Origin of the sequence: Vibrio sp. 397, from assembly GCF_033339395.1 — a bacterium.
In the GTDB taxonomy this organism is placed as follows: domain Bacteria; phylum Pseudomonadota; class Gammaproteobacteria; order Enterobacterales; family Vibrionaceae; genus Vibrio; species Vibrio alginolyticus.
This window is the reverse complement of the sequence record NZ_JAWOUN010000026.1, coordinates 24459-45581: the sequence shown is the minus strand read 5'-3', so window position 1 is coordinate 45581 and position 21123 is coordinate 24459. Positions and strand designations below refer to the sequence as shown.

The following is a 21123-nucleotide window of genomic DNA, read 5'->3' as shown; positions in this document are numbered from 1 at the left end:
ATAAGCTACCAAAGCGATTGGTGCGTTGGGACTCCAAGCCTGTTTGTATCGGCCAAAAACAGAAATGGTTTCTGCTGAGATTAGAATGCGATGAGTCTCGCATTAATATGCAACGCGGAAAATCCCCTGAATTTGATGGTTGGCGCTGGGTAAGTTACTGGTATCCAGTTAGGCAAGTTGTTTCTTTCAAGCGAGATGTTTATCGACGAGCGATGAAAGAATTTGCATCCTTAGCCATGCCTTTTCGAGAGAGAAAAGCGAAAGGGAAAAGAAAAAAGCAACGTAGAGGATAATCATGCTCAGTCAGCTAAGGGAAATAGTTGAGAAAGTCTCCAGGGTCGATGATGTGCATCTGGCACTCGATATATTGGTGAAAGAGACTTGTGCTGCCCTTAGTACTGAGTGCTGTACTATCTATCTTGCTAATGAAGAAATGCAGCGCCTTGAGTTAATGGCAACTCAAGGCCTTATTTTTGAAGGTGATAGTATTCATATCAACTTCAATGAAGGCTTGGTTGGGTTGGTAAAACGAAGCGCTGAACCCCTTAACCTTGCCGAAGCCTCAAAACACCCCGAGTTCAAATTCTTTCCTCAACTCGGCGAACAGATTTACCACTCTTTTTTAGCTACTCCAATCATTCATCGTAAACAAGTTTTAGGTGTGTTGGTGATCCAACAAAAAACGCCGCGCTTGTTTAGTGAAATGGAAGAATCGTTTCTTGTTACCTTATCCGCTCAGTTAGCGGTGCTCATTGCACATGCGCAGAATCTTGGGCATTGGCAGTTAGCATCTAAACCCACGGTATTAAAAGGTTTGCCTGCGTCTACTGGTGTCGCGATTGGAGAGTTTTGGTTCGACAATACCCAGCCGAGTTTATCGGATATTTTCCCTTCGTCCACGTTAGATAAGGAACGCGAGCACGAGACACTACTGGTGGCCATAGAGCGAGCGTTAAATGACTTTCGCCGCATGCGGAAAAAACTGGACAGTGAAATCAACAAAGATGCGCTGGCGATCTTCGATCTGTTTACTCACTTACTGAATGATCCGATGCTTCGCGGTGATTTGAAGAAGCAGATTGAAAAAGGAGACAGGGCAGACTGGGCGTTACGCCAAGTTGTAGAGTCATACTCGAATCGATTTGCCAGAATGTCGGATGTATACATGCGTGAAAGAGCGCAAGATATCCGAGAGTTAGGGCAAAGGCTGCTCTATTTTCTGCACAACAGCGAGCAAGAAAATTCTGCAATTGATCGTCCCATTATTTTGGTGGCGAATGAACTCACTGCCACCTTGCTCGCTTCTGTACCTAAAGAGTTCTTGTTAGCCGTCGTATCATTAGAGGGAGGCGCAAACTCTCACGCTGCCATTTTATCTCGAGCTCTTGGGGTCCCTGCAGTCATGGGCGCAAACATTAATCCGGATGTGGTGAATGGCAAACTCGGGATAGTCGACGGCTATACGGGGGAGATCTTCTTAGAGCCAAACCGCCAGTTGTTGCGAGAGTATCGCAGCTTAGTAAGCGAAGAGTCTGAATTGTTTGCCATGGTAAACAAGGACCTCGCACTCCCTGCGGTTACGCAAGATAATCACCATATCGAAATTATGCTGAATGCGGGACTCAGTGCAGACATTAATATTGCCATCAACACAGGTGTTGATGGTGTTGGGTTGTACCGAACTGAGATTGCATTTTTACTTCAGCATCACTTTCCTTCGGAAGATGAGCAGTATCATCAATACCAAGCAATACTTAACAGCTATCCGAATCAACGAGTAGTGATGCGTACTTTGGATATTGGTGGTGACAAACCTTTGCCGTATTTGCCCATCGAAGAAGATAATCCGTTTCTAGGCTGGCGTGGCATTCGTTTTACATTGGATCATCCAGACATTTTCTTGATCCAGCTGCGTGCAATGTTAAGAGCGAGTGCAGAAAGCGGAAACTTAAGTATCTTATTGCCAATGGTGTCAGGGGTAAAAGAGCTAGACGATGCCATTAGCTTGATTAATCAAGCTCACAGCGAAGCCGTTTTGCTTGATGATAGAATTCAATTCCCACAAATTGGGGTCATGATTGAAGTACCATCGATGGTGTATCTGTTGCCAACGATTGCTCACCGTGTTGATTTTGTTTCTGTCGGGACAAACGATTTAACTCAGTATTTATTAGCGGTAGATAGGAACAATTCGCGCGTAGCGGATGTCTATGAATCTATGCATCCTGCGGTACTGTTAGCGCTTAAGCAAATCCATGAGGTGTGTGATAAATATCAGGTGCCCGTGTGTATTTGTGGTGAGCTAGCGGGTGATCCATTTGGCGCTCTTCTCTTACTTGGGTTAGGGTATACCAGTTTGAGTATGAACACCTCCAACGTGGCTAAGGTGAAATATTTGATTCGTCATAGTCAACAAGAAGAATTAGAAAAATTAGCGGAGCAAGCAATGACAAAGTCCTATGGGGAGGACATTCATCAAATGATGCATGACTTCTTCATTCAACAGGGCTTTGCGGGCTTTATCCGTGCAGGTAAAAAGTAGGAAATCGTGACCGTCTCTTTATTTTTGTTATTGTTGGCGCTAGGCGCTTTTGTGGGTGTGATGGCGGGGTTACTCGGTATCGGTGGTGGTTTGATTGTTGTTCCTGCCTTGTTGTATTTGCTTCCCCTTGCTGGGATCTCTCCAGAAATGAGTATGCACATGGCCTTAGCCACTTCGTTAGCGAGTATTATTGTCACGTCTGGCTCATCGGCGATGAATCACCTTAAGCTCGGCAATGTCGATATGTTTGTCGTAAAATGGTTGATGCCTGGTGTGGTCATTGGTGGCTTTGTTGGTGCCAATATTGCTGAGTGGATCCCTACACACTATTTGCCGAAAGTGTTTGGTGTCATTGTTCTTTGCCTGTCAGTACAAATGTTTCGTTCCATTAAAGTTACGAGCAGTAAACCTATGCCGAGCAGCCCTGTGACTGTAGTTTACGGCACGGGAATTGGTGTCGTATCAAGCCTTGCTGGTATTGGTGGTGGCTCACTGTCGGTACCATTTTTAAATAAACATGGGATAGAGATGCGTAAAGCGGTGGGCTCATCCTCCGTTTGTGGTTGCGTGATTGCTATTTCTGGTATGATCGGCTTCATCTTACATGGCTATAAAGTGGAAGGCTTACCTTCATACAGTATTGGCTATGTTTATCTTCCCGCTTTATTAGCGATTGCTATGGCCTCGATGCTCACAACAAAAGTGGGTGCGAAGCTGGCAACTAACCTTCCAACTGCGGTATTAAAAAAGATATTCGCGGTGTTCTTAATGTTTGTTGCAGCGACCATGCTGCTCTAAGTTTGTACCCAAGTCATTCTCGCTGAACCAAGCATCTAGAGGTTACTTGGGTATATTTATTTTGTTGTGATAAGAAGAGAATGATTTATGTCTCAGGGATATATTGAATTTCCCAATATTGATCCGGTTTTAATCTCTATTGGTCCTGTTTCGGTTCGTTGGTACGGTTTGATGTACCTTGTGGGCTTTATGTTTGCTCTATGGTTAGCTAACCGACGTGCGGATAAGCCTGGAAGTGGTTGGACACGAGAGCAGGTTTCTGATTTGTTGTTCGCAGGCTTCCTTGGCGTGGTGATTGGTGGCCGTGTAGGCTACGTGCTTTTCTACAATTTTGAGCTCTTCCTGGCTGACCCTTTGTATCTATTTAAAGTGTGGACCGGTGGTATGTCTTTCCACGGGGGCTTACTGGGTGTGATTACCGCGATGTTCTGGTATGCACACAAAAACGGGCGAACTTTCTTCGGTGTTGCTGACTTTATCGCGCCGCTTGTGCCATTTGGTTTGGGTATGGGGCGTTTAGGTAACTTCATGAACAGCGAGTTGTGGGGCCGAGTAACGGATGTGCCTTGGGCGATCGTTTTCCCAAATGGCGGTCCACTGCCACGTCATCCATCGCAACTTTATGAAATGGCGCTTGAAGGTATCGTCCTTTTCTTCATTTTGAATTGGTTCATCAAGAAACCTCGTCCTCTAGGTTCTGTTTCAGGACTCTTTCTTGCGGGTTACGGAACCTTCCGTTTCCTAGTAGAATACGTGCGCGAACCAGACGCTCATTTGGGTTTATTCGGTGGCTTTATTTCCATGGGACAGATTTTATCCCTGCCAATGGTGGTTATCGGTGTCCTCATGATGGTTTGGGCATACAAACGTGGTCATTACAAAGACGAATTACCACAAAAGACGAAGTAAGGTATTGGTGTGAAACAGTATTTAGATTTGTGTCAACGCATCGTTGACCAAGGTGTTTGGGTTGAAAATGAGCGTACAGGCAAGCGCTGCCTGACCGTAATCAACGCGGATTTAACCTACGATGTTGCGAACAATCAATTTCCGTTGGTCACCACACGTAAAAGTTTTTGGAAAGCGGCCGTTGCAGAACTATTAGGGTATATTCGTGGTTACGATAATGCGGAAGATTTTCGTAAGCTGGGCACGAAAACCTGGGATGCCAATGCCAACCTAAATGATGCCTGGTTGAATAACCCATACCGTAAAGGTGAAGACGACATGGGCCGTGTCTATGGGGTTCAAGGGCGCGCCTGGGCGAAACCTGATGGTGGTCATGTTGACCAGCTACGTAAGATAGTGGATGACTTAACGCGTGGTGTTGATGACCGCGGTGAAATCTTGAACTTCTACAATCCGGGTGAGTTCCACATGGGGTGCTTGCGTCCTTGTATGTACAGTCACCATTTTTCATTGCTGGATGATACGCTTTACCTGAATAGTACTCAGCGTTCGTGTGATGTACCGCTTGGCTTAAACTTCAATATGGTTCAAGTTTACGTGTTCTTGGTGATTATGGCGCAAATTACGGGCAAGAAACCTGGTCAGGCATTTCATAAGATTGTGAATGCTCACATTTATGAAGATCAGCTTGAACTGATGCGCGATGTTCAGTTGAAACGTGAGCCATTAAAAGCGCCGACGTTCCATATCAACCCAGAGATTAAATCTCTAGAAGATTTGGAAACTTGGGTCACACTGGATGACTTTTGGGTTGAAGGGTACGAGCATCACGATCCTATTCGTTACCCATTCTCAGTGTAACGAGTATCGTTCTTCAAGATATAGAAAAAGCTCCGAATGGAGCTTTTTTCTTTTTTGTACTTAGAAGGTATTATTTTAGTGCACTGACAATATAACGGTGAATTGGGTTGGTCTGCATCGGTGTGGACAGTGCCGGGCTAATAAACTTAGGTTGAGTGAATATTTCTTTACTCACTAATGAGCGGATAAGCTCAAAATACTTCAGCTCCGTTTTCCCGCACAACAATAGTGAAAAGTCATCGCCCAATTTATCATAGGCATTGAGCACCTCTCGGAATCCTCTAAGATACAAGTAATCCTTCGTTAAACCTCCACCTCGATAGACTCGGGCAGTCGTTGTAAATGCTTGAAGATCAGAAGCTTTATACTGTTCTTTTAATAGCATGAACGTATGGCGGAAATCGCGATCCTTGATCATCGACTCTACTGCCAGAACTCGTAAGGCTAAGGTTCTTAGGCGCTTGATACTGAAATGTCCTGACAGATACTCACATAATATAGCCAGCCCTTCTTGAGTGTTGGTATTGGCAGGACAACCTAAGCTCAGGACTTTTAGCGGTTGTTGACGACCGTTAAGCGTAGTTAGGAGATGTACTCCCATTTCATGATGTGCAAGAGCCTCCAGCTCATCAGTGGTGATGTACGCCGCGTGGTTAATTTTGACTCGAGATCCTGAAACTAGTGCGTTTGCTAACATCCCGTCCAACACCTGTATTTCACATTCATACCCATTGCGTTGAGCAAAATTTTGCATGAAACGTGCTATTGCACGGCTATCGTGCTGAGGTTCTTTTTCTTCTTCTGTAGGAAGGTGCAATATGAAATGGGCGTTGGCAATATCTTTGGCGCTCGGTTCCCCATAATAGCGTAAGGAGTTATAAAGAAACTCTTGCGTGCCTATGGTATTCACTTGATCCAGTTTATCTGCATAAGACTGAATTACATCTGCGTACAGCCTCTGCAATTGGGTGTCTTGAATGTTTTCTAGAGGTAGCTCATATAGACGTCGCTTTGCGCTGTGAGTATCTACATTAGTAATTGAATATTGAAAATTAGGCTCTTGAGAATATTTGTTTTTAATGAAACGTTCTCTTTCTTGAGCATAATTAAGAGGATTCACGCTACTGAGGATATCAATATCAGCAACCAGTTGGGTTAGGTTTTCGTCTATTGCGAGTAGCTGATCAGAAATAGCGTCATTAAGCTGCGTCATGTTGTCGACTCCAAATGAGATAGCTCAGCATAAGCATGCTGATGTGGCTCAAATTATCACCGGACAATCGATTTGAACAGTTTAATTATCATAAAAAAGGCTCCACGATGTGGAGCCTAAACAATAAGCGATGGTATGTCGTTGTTGTTACGTTGTTAGGGCTAGAATCGCACCTGGTAGAATAACGAATACTGACATTAGGTAGCCACCAACAACAGCTTTATTCTTAATAGCCATTTCAGAAATCATCTCAGCGCCTTTAACCGGAATCTCACGTAGGAATGGAATTCCAAAGATAAACAGCGTCGCCATGATGTTAAATACTAAGTGGACTAGAGCGATTTGAAGTGCGAATACTGCGAACTCTCCAGATACCGCTGTCGCTGCTAGTAGTGCCGTAATACAAGTACCAATGTTAGCACCCAGAGTGAAAGGGTAGATATCTCGTACTTTCAACACGCCAGTACCAACCAACGGAACCATTAAACTTGTCGTGGTTGAGGAAGATTGTACTAGAACGGTCACGATTGAGCCTGATACGATGCCGTGAATAGGACCACGACCGATGGCGTTTTTCAAAATTTCACGTGCGCGACCAACCATTAGGCTCTTCATTAATTTACCCATCACTGTGATTGCAACGAAGATAGTCGCAATACCCAAAGCAATAAGCATGACGCCGCCAACAGTATCACCGAAGGTAGAAAGTGGCTCTTTAATTGCGCCTACGACTGGCTTTGTAATTGGTTTAATAAAGTTGAAGCCTTTAATGCTCATATCACCAGTAGCAAGCAGTGGAGAAACAAGCCAGTGAGAAACTTTCTCTAAAATGCCGAACATCATTTCCAACGGAAGGAAAATAGCGACAGCAAGCAAGTTGAAGAAGTCGTGAATGGTTGCACTTGCAAATGCACGTTTGAACTCTTCTTTACAGCGCACGTGGCCAAGAGATACAAGCGTATTGGTCACTGTGGTACCAATGTTAGCACCCATCACCATAGGGATAGCGGTTTCTACAGGTAAGCCACCTGCAACCAAGCCTACAATAATAGACGTTACAGTACTTGAAGACTGAATTAAGGCTGTTGCCACCAAGCCGATCATTAGACCTGCAACTGGGTGTGCGGCAAATTCAAATAGCACCTTAGCTTGATCGCCAGTTGCCCATTTAAAGCCACTACCAACCATAGATACTGCTAGAAGAAGCAGATATAACATGAATGCCAAGTTAGCCCAGCGTAACCAACGAGCTGTGCTCGAAATTGGTGCCACTGTTGAAGTAGCTTGGTTCATCATAATTTTCTCCGTTGACCTTTCAGTTCATTTTTCGGTCTGTAGTTGAATCTGCGGGCGATGTTAGAGAACAAATATTTCAGTAATATTACAGATTTCTTGCTGTGAGAGATTTTTATTGTTCTTTTTGATAATGGCGTAAAAGAAGAAGAAAATTAATTTTTAACTTGTTGATTTTAGTGGTTAAATTTTGGTTTCGTTTTGTTTGGTTTTTGCGTTTTTTTTGTAGAGAAAATGCGCCTCAGTTCAACTTTTATGACAGTATTGACTTTATACTTTCGGTAAAACTTATGCTTTTGTAAGGTATTGTATGGTTTTGTCGAGTTTATTGTTTGTCTCTGTCACATTTGGTATAAAAAGTATCACTTTCTTTTCGGGACTCGATCATGTCACATCTAAACTACAACCATCTCTATTATTTCTGGATGGTGTGCAAACAGGGCTCTGTAACTAAGGCGGCTGACGCGCTCTTCCTGACACCGCAAACCGTGACAGGACAGATTAAAGCGCTTGAAGAGCGCATGAAAGGAAAGTTAACCAAGCGCAATGGTCGTACAGTTGAGCCCACTGAGTTAGGTCAGCTTGTGTTTAAGTACGCCGACCGGATGTTCGGTTTGAGCTATGAGATGTTAGATATCGTCAATTACAGCCAGCACTCGAACATTCTATTTGAAGTTGGTGTAGCCGATGCATTATCTAAACGCTTGGTCAGTAAAGTACTGATGACGACCGTCCCGGAAGATAACAGTATTCATTTACGCTGTTATGAATCGACCCACGAACTGCTACTTGAACGCCTTTCTCAGCACAAGCTAGATATGATCCTTTCGGATTGTCCCGTTGATTCTACTCAAAGTCCTGGCCTTTATAGCAAAAAGTTGGGTGAAAGTAGCATGAGCTTTTTTGCTTCTTCTGAAATTGAAAATGTGCGATTCCCTGAGATCTTGGAACAAAAAAAACTTCTGATTCCCGCGAGCCGAACGGCTATGGGGCGTAAAGTTATTCAATGGTTTGATCGTCAAGGCCTTCAACCCAATGTGCTAGGGGAGTTTGATGATGTTGCGTTGATGAAAGCTTTTGCTCGGTACCACGATGATGTGATTTTCTTGGCACCGACCGTATACATGTCGGAGATTGAAGACGACCGAAATTTACAGCTAATTGGCCATGTCGATGGGCTAAAAGAAGAGTACTACGTGATTTTTGCGGAACGAATGATCCAACACCCCGCGGTAAAAAATGTTTGTGATGCTGATTTCAGTCAAATGTTTGAGTAAACCCGTATCGTTGCGTAAATAAATAGATTACTATCAATAAAAATATAATTCTAAATAATATCTAAGTAAGCAAGATACTTGTTTTAGTGAGCAAAACTATTAATTATTGATGGCGCACCAATTAAAATCCTTGGTGGATAATATTGGTGTATCACTAACAACTAAATTAGAGGTTCTAATAATGAAGACTCTGGAAGTGTATCTTGATTTTCTTAGATATATAAATCAGTGCAACACAACAAGCTGGCCAGGGTTGGAATAAGTAAGTTGTAGCTAGAGGTCCAACACATGAATCTACAAGAAATGGAGCAGAACTCCGCAAAAGCCGTCGTGTTGCTCAAAGCGATGGCAAACGAGAGACGCCTACAAATCCTTTGTATGCTGCATAACCAAGAGCTGTCCGTGGGAGAGCTGTGTGCAAAGTTAGAGCTAAGCCAGTCGGCATTATCTCAGCATCTTGCTTGGCTTCGCCGTGATGAGTTAGTCACGACAAGGAAAGAAGCACAGACGGTGTACTACACATTAAAGAGTGATGAAGTGAAAGCGTTAATAAAAACACTGCATAGTCTTTATTGTGCTGAGAGTGCTCAACATTAATTAAATAGTCCTAATATACTGCTCATCTTAGAGTGTGAATCTAACTTGTTGGAATATTTGAGAGTGGCGTTAAACTTTTGATGATAGGGTACTACTCATCGACCAATTTGCTTTGTTCTCAAGTGTTTTATTAGTGCTTTCTAGTTTGAGCGTTATATGGGTAATGAATAAGCTGATGTCTTTAAATGGGACATTCAGAAAAAGAAAAGCTGGCATTGCCAGCTTTTTTTATTAAGAAAACTTTGTAGATATAAAAAACCGACACAAGGTCGGTTTTTTCTTCACTGTAAAATCAGGACTCTATTAAAGAGCTTTGATTTGTGCAGCGAAACGAGACTTATGGCGAGCTGCTTTATTCTTGTGAATAAGGCCTTTAGTTGCCATGCGGTCTAGGATAGGTGTAACTACAGCGAATGCAGCAGTTGCAGCTTCTTTGTCGCCTGCTTCGATAGCAGCAACAGTTTTCTTCATGTAAGTACGCATCATTGAGCGACGGCTAGCATTGTGCTGACGACGTTTCTCAGCTTGGATAGCGCGCTTCTTAGCAGATTTACTATTTGCCAAGGGTCTAACTCCCAAAAACTTAGTTCTGTGACAATTTAAGGGCGAGGAATATCCCTCATTTGCGCTTAAATGTCAAATGATTTGTGCAAAAACCGATCTAAGCCAAAACAAATTTTGGTAAGAGAGGTTATCGCGGTTAAGATGGCGGGGATTCTAACAGCATTTTTATACCAATGCTAATAATTATCCGCGAAAGGCACACTTATTCCTTACAACCCGCGGATAGATTTTTGACGTCTATTTACAGCACCTGTCAGAGAAACAGTATAGGGTTAGCTGTCTTATGGTGATATTCCGAGGTTACAGTGAGTAAACGACTACTCAAGTCTGGCATGATCGTCAGTGCTATGACATTTATTTCCCGCGTTCTTGGCCTAGTTCGTGATGTTGTAGTGGCAAATTTAATGGGGGCAGGAGCAAGCGCAGACGTCTTTTTCTTCGCCAATAAAATTCCTAATTTTTTACGACGTTTGTTTGCTGAAGGTGCTTTTTCCCAAGCGTTTGTACCTGTTTTAACGGAAAGCCATGCTCAAGGCGACATGAATAAAACTCGGGAGCTCATTGCTCGTGCGGCGGGTACATTAGGGGTGATAGTCTCAATTGTTACCATCTTAGGTGTTCTAGGTTCCGGAGTGGTGACTGCACTGTTTGGTTTTGGTTGGTTCCTAGACTGGATGCATGGTGGTCCCGCGGCTGAGAAGTTCGAACTTGCTAGCGTGATGCTCAAGATTACCTTTCCTTATTTATGGTTCATCACTTTTGTTGCCCTATCGGGAGCCATTCTCAATACACTAGGTAAGTTTGCGGTTTCTTCGTTTACTCCTGTCTTCCTCAATGTGATGATCATTTTGGCAGCATGGTTTATCTCGCCGCAGATGCCACAGCCAGAGATTGGTCTTGCCATCGGTGTTTTCCTTGGTGGTTTGGTTCAGTTCTTATTTCAAATCCCTTTCCTTATTAAAGCGGGGGTTATGGTTAAGCCGAAATGGGGCTGGCGCGATCCGGGCGTGGTGAAGATCCGAACCTTAATGATTCCTGCTTTGTTCGGTGTGTCGGTAAGCCAAATCAACTTGTTGTTTGATACTTTTATTGCCAGCTTTCTGCAAACCGGTTCGATCAGTTGGTTGTACTATTCAGATCGCTTGTTGGAATTCCCGTTAGGTCTGTTTGGTATTGCTATTGCAACGGTGATTTTACCAGCATTATCACGCAAACATGTTGACGCACAAAATGAAGGATTCGCACAAACCATGGACTGGGGGGTGCGCATGGTGATCTTACTTGGCCTTCCTGCAATGCTTGGTTTGATGGTACTGGCAAAACCTATGTTGATGGTGTTATTCATGCGAGGTGAGTTTTCGCCACAAGACGTACATCAAGCATCATTGTCACTCTTTGCTTACGCTTCAGGCTTGTTGAACTTTATGCTGATTAAAGTGCTCGCTCCGGGTTATTACTCGCGTCAAGACACTAAAACGCCAGTGAAATACGGCATCATTGCGATGGTGACCAACATGGTATTTAATGCAATTTTTGCGTACTTCTATGGCTACGTTGGCTTGGCTATCGCGACGGCACTATCGGCATTTGTGAATATGGCACTGCTGTATCGTGGCCTGCACATCGCAGAGGTATACCAAATCACTAAGCGAACCGTCTTCTTTATTATACGTTTAGCTATTGCTGGCGCGGCGATGGTGGCGGCAATCTTATGGCAACTGGAAGATATGTCAGTATGGCTGGGCTGGAGCTTTGCTCACCGAAGCGCGGTGCTAGGGATGTTGATCGGTTTAGGAGCCGTAGTTTACCTAGTGGTTCTATTTTTAACTGGTGCGCGTTTAAAAGACCTAAAAGCTGGGACAGACTGAGGGTGATTAGTATATAATCCGTCAGTTTCACACAGTGTAAAGTAAAACAGAGGCAGAAAGCAGTATCCAATGGAACTGATTAGAGGCATTCACAATATCAACCCGCGACATCATGGTTGTGTGCTGACTATTGGCAATTTCGATGGTGTCCATAAAGGCCATCAACAAGTATTGCAGCAAGTGTCTGAGCAAGCGGACAGGCTATCCTTGCCTTCTGTTGTGATGACCTTTGAACCTCAGCCGATGGAGCTGTTTGCCAAAGACAAGGCACCTGCAAGGTTGACTCGATTACGCGATAAGTTCGTGCAATTGAGTAAGCTCGATATTGACCGCTTACTGTGTGTCAATTTCAATCGCCATTTTGCAAGTTTAACCGCGGAAGAGTTTATCCGTGACTTGTTGGTCGAGCGTTTGGGTGTTAAGTTTCTTGTCGTTGGTGATGATTTCTGCTTTGGCAAAGGCCGTACAGGTAACTTTGCAATGCTGCAGGAAGCAGGGGAAAAATACGGCTTTGATGTCGTAAGTACCCAGAGCTTTTGTTTACAACAATTACGTGTCAGCAGTACGGCTATCCGTCAAGCGCTGGCGCGTGACGATTTGCATTCCGCGCAACAGATGCTGGGAAGAAACTACAGCATCAGCGGTCGTGTTTCTCATGGAAGAAAGCTAGGTCGAACCATTGGGTTCCCTACTGCAAATATTCCTTTGAAACGCTGTGTTTCTCCGGTTTCCGGAGTCTATGTTGTTCAAGCGCTTGGCTTAGGAAATAAGCCAGTTGGTGGTGTTGCTAATATTGGTCAAAGACCAACCGTCAATGGTGTTCGCCAACAGTTAGAAGTGCACTTATTCGACTTTCATGCCAATTTATATGGCAAGCAACTAGAAGTGGAACTTTTGCATAAACTTCGAGATGAGCAAAAGTTTGAGTCGTTTGAAGCACTTAAACAACAAATTGAATTGGATGCTGAAGCAGCAAGGGTGTGGCTGCGTCAGCTTAAGCGTTGAGCGGTTTATTCCACCGTTCAACATAATGTCTAATTTTCGCCCAATATAACGGAATTAAGAATCGATGAGTGAGTATAAAGATACCCTGAACTTACCTGAAACAGGGTTTCCAATGCGCGGCAACCTGGCCAATCGTGAGCCAGAAATGCTTAAGCGTTGGTACAAAGAAGATCTTTACGGTGAAATCCGTAAAGCTAAGAAAGGCAAAAAGTCATTCGTATTGCACGATGGCCCTCCTTACGCAAATGGTGACATTCATATTGGTCACGCACTAAACAAGATTCTTAAAGACATTATTATTAAATCCAAAACACTTTCAGGTTTTGACGCACCTTACATCCCAGGCTGGGACTGCCACGGTCTACCAATCGAATTAATGGTAGAGAAGAAAGTAGGTAAGCCAGGCCAAAAAGTGACAGCAGCGGAATTCCGCGAGAAATGTCGTGAATACGCAGCAGGTCAGGTTGAAGGTCAGAAAGAGAGCTTCAAACGTCTTGGCATCATGGGTGAGTGGGACAAGCCATACCGCACTATGGATTTCGCAACTGAAGCGAACATTATTCGTGCTCTTGGTAAGATTGCAAGCAATGGTCACCTTCTAAAAGGTTTCAAACCTGTTCACTGGTGTACAGACTGTGGTTCTGCTCTTGCTGAAGCGGAAGTAGAATACAAAGATAAAGTATCGCCATCTATCGACGTTCGTTTTAAAGCGGCTGACGAAGCGGCACTGCTATCTAAATTTGAACTGACAGAAGGTCATGAAGGTCACGGTGACGTATCTATCGTTATCTGGACAACAACACCTTGGACACTGCCTGCAAACCGCGCAGTATGTCTACGTGATGATCTAGAGTACGTGCTTATCCAAACAGAAGGCGACAACGCTGAGCGTATCATCGTTGCTGCTGAGCTAGCGAAAGACGTAATGGATCGTGCGGGTATCGAGCACTTCCACAACCTTGGCTTTGCTAAAGGTGCGGACCTAGAGCTTTCTCAATTCCAACACCCATTCTACGATTTCACTGTACCGGCGATCCTTGGTGATCACGTTACGACTGATTCAGGTACTGGTGTTGTTCACACTGCTCCTGGTCACGGTCAAGAAGACTTCGCGGTTGGTAACAAGTACAACCTAGAAGTAGCAAACCCAGTTGGCTCAAACGGTGTTTACCTACCAGATACAGAGCTATTTGCTGGTCAGCACGTATTTAAAGCGAACGATGCAGTAGTAGAAGTACTAAAAGAAAAAGGTGCACTACTACACCACCACGCTTACGAGCACAGCTACCCACACTGTTGGCGTCATAAGACCCCAATCATCTTCCGTGCTACACCTCAATGGTTCGTTTCTATGGACCAAGCTGGCCTACGTGCTAAAGCATTAGAGTCAATCAAGAATGTAGAGTGGATGCCTGAGTGGGGTCAAAGCCGCATCGAAGGTATGATCGAAGGTCGCCCTGAGTGGTGTATCTCTCGTCAACGTACTTGGGGTGTGCCAATTGCTCTGTTTGTTCATAAAGAAACAGCAGAACTTCATCCAAACACGCTAGAGCTGATCGAGAAAGTCGCTAAGCTGGTTGAAGAGAAAGGCATCCAAGCATGGTGGGATGTAGATGCCGCTGAACTACTAGGTGCTGACGTTGACCAATACGAAAAAGTGCTAGATACGCTAGACGTATGGTTCGATTCAGGTGTCACTCACTTCTCTGTTGTTGATGCTCGTGAAGAGTACAACGGCAACAGTGCAGACCTATACCTAGAAGGTTCTGACCAACACCGCGGTTGGTTCCAATCTTCTTTAATTTCATCTATTGCGATGAAAGACGAAGCACCTTACAAACAAGTACTGACACACGGTTTCGTGGTTGACGGTCAGGGTCGTAAGATGTCTAAATCTATCGGTAACGTGGTTGCGCCAAAAGACGTAACCAACAAGCTAGGTGCTGACATTCTTCGTCTATGGGTTGCTTCTACAGACTACACTGGTGAAGTTGCGGTTTCTGATGAAATCCTAAAACGCAGCGCAGATGCGTACCGTCGTATCCGTAACACAGCGCGTTTCTTCCTTGCTAACCTAAGCGGCTTCAACCCTGAAACAGACATCGTTCCTGTTGAAGAGATGGTTGCGCTAGATCGCTGGGCGGTTGGTCGTGCACTAGCAGCACAAGAAGAGATTGTTAAAGCATACGAAGAGTACAACACACACGGTGTAACTCAGCGTCTAATGCAATTCTGTTCAATCGAAATGGGCTCTTTCTACTTAGACGTAATTAAAGACCGTCAGTACACAGCAAAACGTGGCGGCAACGCTCAACGTAGCTGTCAGACTGCACTTTACTACATCGTAGAAGCGCTAGTTCGTTGGATGGCGCCAATCATGTCGTTCACTGCAGATGAAATCTGGAACGAAATGCCAGGTCAACGCGACAAGTTCGTATTCACTGGTGAGTGGTTCGACGGTCTATTCGGTCTTGCTGAAGGTGAAGAGCTGAACAACGAATTCTGGTCTGAGATCCAAGCGGTTCGTGGTGCGGTAAACAAACTTCTAGAAGATGCGCGTAAAGAGAAAACCATTGGTGGTGCACTACAAGCTGAAGTGACTCTATTTGCTGATGACGCACTAGCGGCGAAGATCAACAAACTTGAAGATGAACTGCGCTTTGTTTTACTAACCTCTGCGGCGAAAGTTAAGCCTCTAGGTGAGAAGACGGATGCAGCACAAGCCACAGATATCGAAGGCTTGTTTGTAGAAGTAGCAGCAGCTGAAGGCGAGAAGTGTGACCGTTGTTGGCACCACACGCCAGACGTAGGCACAATTGAAGGTCACGAGAAGATCTGTGGTCGTTGTGTGTCTAACGTAGACGGCGAAGGTGAAGTACGTAAATTCGCGTAATTGCCTAGAACGACTGAACTTTTTTTAAAATTAACAGCCCCAGTATTTACTGGGGCTGTTTGTAGGTAAAGTAATGAGTGAAAAAGCACTGACGTTAAAGCAATCTGGAGTTCGCTGGCTGTGGTTAGCAATTCTGGTATTTATTGCAGATATTGGCATCAAATTGGTGGTGATGGACAACATGGGCTACGGATGGGCAAACCGAATTGAGGTGTTGCCATTCTTCAACCTACTTTATGTTCATAACTACGGTGCTGCATTCAGCTTCTTGAGCGATCAAGCCGGTTGGCAGCGTTGGTTATTTACAGGTATCGCGTTTGTTGTGACGGGTCTTTTGACCTACTGGATGAGCAAGCTTCCAGCAAAAGAAAAATGGAACAACATTGCTTATGCACTGATTATTGGTGGTGCAGTGGGCAACGTGTTTGACCGCGTCGTTCATGGCTTTGTTGTTGATTACCTAGACTTCTTCTGGGGTAACTACCACTGGCCAGCATTCAACCTTGCTGACATGGCGATCTGTATTGGTGCGGCAATGATTATTCTGGATGGCTTCCGTAAAAAAGACGCTGACAAGTAATCTTTTGCGGTATATCGAATAACCCTAAGCGTCGTCCGTTGATTCGAGCGACGCTTTTTATTATGTTGGAGCGCCAATCAGCATATCAATGTATAAAAAGACCAAGCTGACAGCGTAATAACCCAAGAACAAGGAAGCATTAACGTGACAACAATAACCAATGAATCGGTAGTAACCCTTCACTTTACGATTAAAATGAAAGACGGATCGGTTGCAGATAGTACTCATAACATGGGTAAACCAGCGAAGTTTGTTATGGGCGATGGCAGCTTGAGTGAGAACTTTGAGCAATGCCTACTAGGCTTACAAGTAGGCGAACAAAAGGCAATTGAACTAAAAGCGGCGGACGCTTTTGGTATGCCAAACCCTGATCATATTCACTATATGGATCGCACTAAATTTGTAGGTGATGCAGAAGTGGAAGTTGGTACAATCATGGCCTTCAGTGGCCCTGATGGCATGGAAATCCCGGGCATTATTACAGAGATTGCAGGCGATTCAGTCACTGTGGACTTCAACCATCCTCTAGCGGGACAAGACGTGACTTTCGAAGTTGAAATTTTGTCAGTAGAATAGCGAACCAAATAAAAGATAACTTCCATGAGCAATGAAATGAAAATCCTGTTAGCTAACCCACGTGGTTTCTGTGCTGGTGTTGACCGCGCGATTAGCATCGTAGAGCGTGCGCTAGAGATGTATCAGCCACCGATTTATGTGCGTCATGAAGTGGTGCATAACCGTTTTGTGGTTGAAGGTCTAAAACAGCGTGGTGCTATCTTCGTTGAAGAACTGCACGAAGTGCCAGACAACAACATTGTGATTTTTTCTGCTCATGGTGTATCGCAGGCAGTTCGTCAGGAAGCCAAGCTGCGTGATTTGACCGTATTTGACGCAACGTGTCCTTTAGTAACCAAAGTGCATATGGAAGTGGCGCGTGCGAGCCGTCGTAATATGGAAGTGGTTCTGATTGGTCACGCAGGTCACCCTGAAGTCGAAGGTACGATGGGGCAATACGCCAGTGAAACCGGTGGTATGTACTTGGTTGAAACTCCAGCCGATGTTGAGAAACTGAAGGCGATTGTGAAAGATCCATCCGATCTTCATTACGTAAGCCAAACGACGCTTTCTGTCGATGAAACTGCCGATGTTATCGAAGAGCTACGCCGCGTGTTCCCAGATATCCAAGGTCCACGTAAAGACGATATCTGTTACGCGACACAAAACCGCCAAGATGCCGTACGTGAATTAGCTGGTGACGTAGATGTGATGGTTGTGGTGGGCTCTAAAAACTCATCAAACTCTACACGTCTTAAAGAGCTAGCTGAAAAGCTAGGGACACCTGGCTACTTAACCGACTGTCCGGAAGATATCAAACCTGAGTGGTTCGAAGGCAAAACAAAGGTCGGCGTGACTGCGGGAGCATCTGCTCCGGAAGAGCTCGTTAATCAGATTCTAGAGCGAATCAAAGAACTCGTTGGTGCCGAAGCGGTTGATGAAGTACTTGGTCGCGAAGAGAATATGTTCTTTGAAGTACCTAAAGAACTGCAAATCAAGCAAGTGGATTAATCTCCATTTATCGAATATTCAAAAGGCGACCTGTGGGTCGCCTTTTTTACATCTCTCTTAACTCATTTAGGTAATCACGAATTTGGTCTTTTCCTAAACCATCGATAATCATATCAGACATCTTCGTGATTCTTCGCTCAAGCGATTGAGCAACCTTTTCGCAATGTGCGTACATGTCTTCATCAGAACCATCGGTCGGAAAAGCATCAACTTGCCAGTTTACTCGAACACCACCTGCAAGCCACTGAGGAGCAGTTTCTTTATGTAAAGAATCACAGAGAATAATAACGATGTCGGGAAGAAACTGAGTTCGCTCCTCCCATGAATGCGTGTGGATATGCGGAATGGGGAGTTGGTGGTCATCTAAATATTTTTGTACCACTGGGTGCACCTTGCCTGTGGGATGTGAGCCTCCACTGGTGACACTAAAATCTGCTGGCAGGATATTGGTTGCGATTGACTCCGCGAGGACGCTTCGTCCAGCGTTGTGCTTACATATGAATAAAACTTTATACATCATCGCCTCGTCTTTTCAGAGCGTCCTATTTATACGCTAGCGGAAACTCAGCGATGATGTGTGAAGTTTTTGTGTTAGTGGCTAATGCCGAGCATCTCTTTGAGCACCTTTAAGTAGCGGCGGCTTACTGGTATCTCAAAGCCTGTTTTGGTAATGATTTCCGCTAACCCATTTTCCAGTAACTTGATTTCGCTAATCGCTTTAATACTGACTAAGTATTGACGATGGCAGCGGACTAGAGGGGTTTTCTCTTCCAACGTTTTTAATGTCAGTTGGGTGCTCGCGGTTTGGCTGGTGGAGCGTACATGCACGCCGCTGATATCACTGTAAGCACATTCCACCGTGTCGGTGGCCATGATAACGATGCGGTTGTGTCCGATGCACGGTATCTGAGCCAACGTGTCAGGTGTAATAGCAGACAGTTGTTGCGTTAGGGCGGATTGGCTAATGACTTTGTTTAGTCGTTTGACCGTTTTAGTTAACCGGCATGGGTCGACAGGTTTGAGCAAGTAATCAAAGGCATTGTCTTCAAATGCTTGAATCGCATACTGATCATAAGCCGTGACAAAAACCACATAAGGCATGGTTTCTGGATCAAGCATCCCAAGTAGTTCAATCCCCGTGACTTGAGGCATTTGGATATCGAGAAACACTACATCAGGCTTAAGTTCATTGATTTTTTTTAGGCCAAGGATTGCGTTTGAGGCATCGCCCACGACCTCAACTTGGCCTGTTTCATCCAGTAACTCTGCTAGCTCTTCACGAGCAAACTGTTCATCATCAATGACGAGTGCGGTTAACATCCAACATTACCTTTATTGCTTCAGCGTGCTTTTATGATTTTGGGGGAATGATAAAGCTCATTTTAGTAAATTGATGTGGCTCGCACGTAATTTTTAGCGCTGCATCACGTCCAAATTGATTAGTGAGACGTTTGTCGACAATTTCTAAACCTAGCCCTGAGTGGTTTTCTTTTGGCGGTTCAAAACTGCCTGCGTTGTCTTCGACGGTAATCAAGTGACCTTGTGGGTGTGCTTCGCTGTATATATGAACTTTACCACCTTCAAGCATGTTTGAAATGCCATGCTTAATGGCATTCTCAACCAAAGGCTGGAGTGTAAAGCTTGGTAATTTGATGTCCAGCAATTCAGGTTGAATATCGATTTCAACCTCTAAGCGGTCCGTAAAACGCGCTTTTTCGATGCTCAAGTACGAGTTCACATGTGCAAGCTCTTCCTTTAGCGTCACGGTATTAATGTTCTGCTTTAAATTGCTGCGGAAGAAGTGCGATAGATTTTGGATTAGCTCGCGCGCTTTGTCAGGGTCACGACGAGTAATCGCACTAATAGTATTGAGTGCATTAAACAAAAAGTGTGGATTCACCTGAGCGTGAAGCAATTTTATTTCTGCTTGGGCGAGTAAGGCTTGTTGTTGTTGGTAATCGCCATAAAGGATTTGGCTAGATAGAAGCTGGGCTATTCCTTCCGCCATCGACATGTTGGCCGTCGAGAACAATTTACGCTTCGGTTCATACAGCTTTATGGTACCAATGACCTCTTTCCCTGCACGCAGTGGGATGATCAGCGCAGATCCGAGCTTGCAATCTTTTGCAATGGAGCATTGGTATGGACGCTCCGCGCCATCAAGATAAATGATGTCGTTTTTCTCCATGGAGTCTAATGTGCTTTGCGATGAAATCGGCGTGTTTGGTTTATGGTGATCATCGCCAATGCCCACAAACGCCAAGATCTTTTCTTGGTCAGTAATCGCGACAGCGCCCACTTTGGTTTCTTCGTAAATAATACGTGCGATTTTCTCTGCGTTTTCGGTGTTGAAGCCGTTGCTTAGAATTCCCACTGAGCGATCAGCAATGGTGAGCGCTCGACGCGAAAACGTCGCAGAAAACTTTTCAAAGATTGCTTTTCTGTCTTGCAGGATACTCATGAACAACGCCGCACCAAATGAGTTCGCGATGATCATAGGCGCTGCAATAGCGGACACCAGTTCATAGGCTTGATCAAAAGGTTTCGCGACGGCGAGCAGCAAAATCATTTGCACCACTTCTGCAACAAACGTGACGCTGAATACAACGCTTGGATTAAACAGCAATGCGCCTTTATTTCGCTTGATAAGGTAAACGTGGAGCAAGCCACCAATTACGCCCTCGGCGGTGGTTGAAATTGCACAGGCTAGGTCGGTAAAGCCACCAAGAGAGTATCGATGGATGCCACCAGTAAATCCGACGGCGAAACCTACAACAGGTCCACCAAACAGCCCGCCCATAACTGCGCCGATCGCACGAGTATTGGCAATAGCATCGTTGATGTGCAGACCGAAATAGGTGCCGAGAATACAAAAGCCAGAGAAGAGTACGTAACAAATTAGGCGGTGGCTTAAGCGCGAAGAAATACTCAGCAAAGGTAAGATGATTGGCGTTTTACTTAGCATGTAAGCCAAAACTAAGTACACACACATCTGTTGTAAAAGGGAGATGACCAGTTCCATAGTGAACCTAACCTAGAATCAATGTTGTTATTGTATACCTAAGTAACCTCAAGATGCTTGGCTCAGATAGATAAGAACAGCTAAGTAAATGATGCTGCGCTGTGCTTTCTGAGTCTTAAAGTGACTTGGGTATAA

Annotated in this window: 18 protein-coding genes and 1 pseudogene; 13 read left to right on the top strand and 6 right to left on the bottom strand. The window is 44.6% G+C overall.

Annotated elements, in window-relative coordinates; genetic code table 11:
* The 5 genes and pseudogenes from R7P36_RS23285 to R7P36_RS23265 form a co-directional block, all read left to right on the top strand.
* Nucleotides 1–293: pseudogene (locus R7P36_RS23285) on the top strand (RNA pyrophosphohydrolase); the annotation flags it as partial.
* A gap of 2 nt (nt 294–295) precedes the next feature.
* Nucleotides 296–2542: a phosphoenolpyruvate--protein phosphotransferase gene (ptsP, locus tag R7P36_RS23280; RefSeq protein ID WP_213899734.1), complete on the top strand. Its 2247-nt coding sequence runs from the start codon at nt 296–298 to the stop codon at nt 2540–2542.
* Between the two features lie 6 nt (nt 2543–2548).
* Nucleotides 2549–3340 (top strand): sulfite exporter TauE/SafE family protein, encoded by a 792-nt coding sequence (locus R7P36_RS23275; protein ID WP_005385965.1) that lies wholly within the window; start codon nt 2549–2551, stop codon nt 3338–3340.
* Between the two features lie 87 nt (nt 3341–3427).
* Nucleotides 3428–4249: a prolipoprotein diacylglyceryl transferase gene (lgt, locus tag R7P36_RS23270; RefSeq protein ID WP_005381948.1), complete on the top strand. Its 822-nt coding sequence runs from the start codon at nt 3428–3430 to the stop codon at nt 4247–4249.
* A gap of 9 nt (nt 4250–4258) precedes the next feature.
* Nucleotides 4259–5110, top strand: coding sequence for a thymidylate synthase (locus R7P36_RS23265; RefSeq protein ID WP_025768429.1), 852 nt, complete (start codon nt 4259–4261; stop codon nt 5108–5110).
* A 70-nt stretch (nt 5111–5180) separates the two neighbouring features.
* Here R7P36_RS23265 and R7P36_RS23260 read toward each other — a convergent pair whose 3' ends face one another.
* Nucleotides 5181–6323 carry a flavohemoglobin expression-modulating QEGLA motif protein gene (locus R7P36_RS23260; RefSeq protein ID WP_053306894.1) on the bottom strand — a complete coding sequence of 381 codons (1143 nt, stop codon included), beginning with the start codon at nt 6321–6323 and terminating at the stop codon, nt 5181–5183.
* 147 nt (nt 6324–6470) lie between these two features.
* Nucleotides 6471–7616 carry a Na/Pi symporter gene (locus R7P36_RS23255; RefSeq protein ID WP_025768431.1) on the bottom strand — a complete coding sequence of 382 codons (1146 nt, stop codon included), beginning with the start codon at nt 7614–7616 and terminating at the stop codon, nt 6471–6473.
* A 386-nt stretch (nt 7617–8002) separates the two neighbouring features.
* Between R7P36_RS23255 and nhaR the strand changes: the two genes are divergently transcribed.
* Together nhaR and R7P36_RS23245 are read left to right on the top strand one after the other, a co-directional pair.
* Nucleotides 8003–8893, top strand: a complete 891-nt coding sequence (gene nhaR / locus R7P36_RS23250) for a transcriptional activator NhaR (RefSeq protein WP_005381942.1) — start codon at nt 8003–8005, stop codon at nt 8891–8893.
* Between the two features lie 288 nt (nt 8894–9181).
* Entirely contained in the window at nt 9182–9490 is a 309-nt protein-coding gene (locus R7P36_RS23245) for an ArsR/SmtB family transcription factor (RefSeq protein WP_005381940.1), read from the top strand.
* Nucleotides 9491–9793: 303 nt separating this feature from the next.
* On the opposite strand, the gene rpsT is transcribed toward R7P36_RS23245, so the two are convergent.
* Nucleotides 9794–10054, bottom strand: a complete 261-nt coding sequence (gene rpsT / locus R7P36_RS23240; RefSeq protein ID WP_005381938.1) for a 30S ribosomal protein S20 — start codon at nt 10052–10054, stop codon at nt 9794–9796.
* Between the two features lie 305 nt (nt 10055–10359).
* Here rpsT and murJ point away from each other — a divergent pair, with 305 nt between their 5' ends.
* From murJ to ispH, 6 genes are all read left to right on the top strand, one after another.
* Complete coding sequence (gene murJ, locus R7P36_RS23235; RefSeq protein ID WP_025998736.1) at nt 10360–11922, top strand: murein biosynthesis integral membrane protein MurJ; 1563 nt, start codon at nt 10360–10362, stop codon at nt 11920–11922.
* A 69-nt stretch (nt 11923–11991) separates the two neighbouring features.
* Nucleotides 11992–12927: a bifunctional riboflavin kinase/FAD synthetase gene (gene ribF / locus R7P36_RS23230; RefSeq protein ID WP_005381933.1), complete on the top strand. Its 936-nt coding sequence runs from the start codon at nt 11992–11994 to the stop codon at nt 12925–12927.
* Between the two features lie 64 nt (nt 12928–12991).
* Nucleotides 12992–15820, top strand: coding sequence for an isoleucine--tRNA ligase (gene ileS, locus R7P36_RS23225; protein ID WP_017636166.1), 2829 nt, complete (start codon nt 12992–12994; stop codon nt 15818–15820).
* Between the two features lie 73 nt (nt 15821–15893).
* Entirely contained in the window at nt 15894–16400 is a 507-nt protein-coding gene (lspA, locus tag R7P36_RS23220; protein WP_005385948.1) for a signal peptidase II, read from the top strand.
* A gap of 144 nt (nt 16401–16544) precedes the next feature.
* Nucleotides 16545–16976, top strand: coding sequence for an FKBP-type peptidyl-prolyl cis-trans isomerase (gene fkpB, locus R7P36_RS23215; RefSeq protein WP_042521860.1), 432 nt, complete (start codon nt 16545–16547; stop codon nt 16974–16976).
* A 24-nt stretch (nt 16977–17000) separates the two neighbouring features.
* The gene (ispH, locus tag R7P36_RS23210; protein ID WP_017636164.1) at nt 17001–17966 is read left to right on the top strand and encodes a 4-hydroxy-3-methylbut-2-enyl diphosphate reductase; all 966 of its coding nucleotides are present in this window, start codon (nt 17001–17003) and stop codon (nt 17964–17966) included.
* A 46-nt stretch (nt 17967–18012) separates the two neighbouring features.
* On the opposite strand, the gene R7P36_RS23205 is transcribed toward ispH, so the two are convergent.
* The 3 genes from R7P36_RS23205 to R7P36_RS23195 form a co-directional block, all read right to left on the bottom strand.
* Nucleotides 18013–18486, bottom strand: coding sequence for a low molecular weight phosphatase family protein (locus R7P36_RS23205; RefSeq protein WP_064353637.1), 474 nt, complete (start codon nt 18484–18486; stop codon nt 18013–18015).
* A 71-nt stretch (nt 18487–18557) separates the two neighbouring features.
* Nucleotides 18558–19286 (bottom strand): two-component system response regulator BtsR, encoded by a 729-nt coding sequence (btsR, locus tag R7P36_RS23200; protein ID WP_064353638.1) that lies wholly within the window; start codon nt 19284–19286, stop codon nt 18558–18560.
* 31 nt (nt 19287–19317) lie between these two features.
* Entirely contained in the window at nt 19318–20988 is a 1671-nt protein-coding gene (locus R7P36_RS23195; RefSeq protein ID WP_005381915.1) for a sensor histidine kinase, read from the bottom strand.
* Nucleotides 20989–21123: the final 135 nt, after the last annotated feature.